Raw genomic sequence first — 2,136 nt, forward strand, 5'->3', positions numbered from 1 at the left:
TGGCTCTCACCATCACTGAGGCTGACCTGCGTCGTGGTCTATCAATTGTTCGCGAGAGCATTGGCGCTGTGCAGAGCAGTATGGAGAAAAACCCCACCGAAACGACCAGCGACCTCGAGGTCGATGCGTAACAGCGCGTCCCGCTCAATGGACATTGGGTCCAGTTGAAGCATCAACCAACGTGGCACGAGGCATGGTAATGAAAGCGACGACCGACGGAATGATCGGCCTAATGGAGGGCGATCACGTCAATATCTATGTCAACGGGAAGCTTCGGCCGGCCCACGCGTCGGCCCGGATCCCGGTCGTGAATCCGGCGGATGAGCTGGAATTTGCGACAATACCCGATGGCGACAAGGACGACGTTTCCGCTGCGGTGCACGCCGCGCGAGAGGCGTTCAGGAATTCCGGTTGGCCGCAGTTGCCGCCATCGGAGCGAGCCAACTATTTGCGCAGGCTTGCCGCTGCAATCGACGATCGCGCCGAGCAACTTGGTGCGATTGTCACTGCGCAGATCGGCATGCCCCTGGCAAGTTCGGTGCAGTCGAATGGCAACGGCACATCGAAATACTATCGTTATTACGCTGAACTCGCTGATCAGCTTGAAGTCGAATCCGAACGTGTCGGACATGGTTTGCGTACGATTATTCGGAGAGAACCGGTCGGTGTTGCCGCATTGATTGTGCCGTGGAACGGGCCCCAAGGAGCAATAGCGTGGAAGCTTGCACCGGCGCTGGCTGCCGGATGCACGACAATTATCAAGCCGCCACCAGAGGCCTCATTGGACTCGTACCTGCTTGCAGAAGCCCTGGACGAGTCAGGCATTCCCCCGGGGGTTGTGAATATTGTGTTCGGTGGGCGCGAAACAGGAGCGTTGCTTGCGTCCCATCCGGGGGTCGATAAGGTGTCCTTCACGGGGTCGACGGATGCAGGGCGTCAGGTGGCACGAGCCTGCGCGGATCGCTTCGCTCGTTTCACACTTGAGCTTGGTGGCAAGTCTGGGGCACTGCTGCTAGACGACGCCGATCTCAACACGTTTCTTCCACTGGTTGCGCCCGCTTGCATACCGTTCAGCGGTCAAATCTGTCACGCCCTGACTCGGGTGCTTGCTCCACGCGCGCGCTACGATGAAGTGGTCGAGGGGATCGCTAGCAAGATGGCCGGTCTCGTCGTGGGCCACCCGCTCGATCCCGCGACACAGGTCGGACCACTTGTGGCGAAGCGGCAGCGCGACCGCGTCGAAGAGTACATCACTTCTGGACGCGAACAAGGCGCAAAGGTCGTCGCCGGCGGTGGTCGTCCCCGGGGGCTTAACGTCGGATACTACATCGAGCCAACGGTCTTCCGCGACGTCGAGAGCTCGATGCGGATCGCCCAGGAGGAGATCTTCGGGCCGGTGGTGTCAGTGATCCCGTATGACAACGAGGAGGAAGCGCTCGCGATCTGCAACGGCACGGCATACGGCCTGGGTGGTGCGGTCTTCACGTCCGATCCCGAACGAGGCATGGCAATGGCCCGCCGGGTGGAGGCCGGCGTCGTCGGCATCAACCGTTACACGCTTCATATTGATGCGCCATTCGGTGGTGTTAAGGGCAGCGGTCTTGGTCGCGAACTCGGGCCGGAGGGACTGGCGGCATTTCTTGAGACTAAATCAATTTTCCCGCCGCAATCGTAGGAGGCGGTCTAAACGATCTGGCCCGGTGCGCAGGTTGCGTCATTCAAGGCGCAGCGGGCTTGATGTTTGACAGTGTCTTCGGTCGGCAAAGAGACTTGCTTGAGCTATGCAACAGCTAATCCGATGCGGACATAGCTCGATCGGTTTGATTCGAAGGGCAACTGCTCCTCGAACGAAACGTTCGGGATTTGTGGTCATTGTTAGCGCTCCCCTCCTATGTATCTAGGAGGCCCGTTCTGGTCGACGCAGATCGATATGTTATTCAGATTCAATCGAGACGTGCAAGAACCGTTGGCTAAGGCCCCTTTCACAAGGGGCGTTTCACAAGGGGCGTTCTGTCGGTTCTTCGGCTGGCTTTCCAGTTAATTCAATCGCTAGAAAGGAGACTCCCATGCCTATCGTCAATCGCGTCGCCGACCTACTCCCAGACATCGTGTCCTGGCGCCGCGATATTCATGCAC

General features: G+C 58.9%; 1 protein-coding gene. It reads left to right on the forward strand.

What is annotated here, in order from left to right; genetic code table 11:
* Window positions 1-199: 199 nt before the first annotated feature.
* On the forward strand, window positions 200-1,675 hold the full coding sequence (locus NKH95_RS33285; RefSeq protein ID WP_352894609.1) for an aldehyde dehydrogenase: 1,476 nt from the start codon (window positions 200-202) through the stop codon (window positions 1,673-1,675).
* The last annotated feature ends 461 nt before the right edge of the window (window positions 1,676-2,136 follow it).

The sequence above is a fragment of the Mesorhizobium sp. M0848 genome (assembly GCF_040319805.1).
In the GTDB taxonomy this organism is placed as follows: domain Bacteria; phylum Pseudomonadota; class Alphaproteobacteria; order Rhizobiales; family Rhizobiaceae; genus Mesorhizobium.